This window comes from Cupriavidus phytohabitans, assembly GCF_017815025.1.
In the GTDB taxonomy this organism is placed as follows: domain Bacteria; phylum Pseudomonadota; class Gammaproteobacteria; order Burkholderiales; family Burkholderiaceae; genus Cupriavidus.
Window position 1 is genome coordinate 1 of the sequence record NZ_JAGIQB010000283.1, and the last position, 332, is coordinate 332.

Below are 332 nucleotides of genomic sequence, written 5' to 3' on the forward strand. Positions count from 1 at the left end.
GTTAACTTCTGACGAAGTTGCGTAGTGTCTTGGACTTTTTCCGGGACGATGCGCAAGGACAACCAACAGCAAGCCGAGCCCAACGGGGTCTACCGCGTCAAGAACTGGGCGCAGTACAACAAGGGGCTGATAACCCACTCGTCTATACGGATGCGCTGATCCAGGGTCTGCTCGGTCTCAAGCAGGTGTTCCACCTGCCGCTGTGCGCGCTGCAAGGCTTCGCGCAGAGCTTGCGCACCCTGGCCTTCCCAGCGTTGCCAGTGCCGAACTACACGACATTGAGCCGCCGCGCGCAGAATCTGAACCTCGTGCTGCCCGCCTCGCGTACCGGC

General features: G+C 60.8%; 1 pseudogene. It reads left to right on the plus strand.

Features of this window, described 5'->3' with window-relative positions:
* Positions 1–48: 48 nt before the first annotated feature.
* Positions 49–332 (plus strand): annotated as a pseudogene (locus J8I34_RS34500) (transposase); the annotation flags it as partial.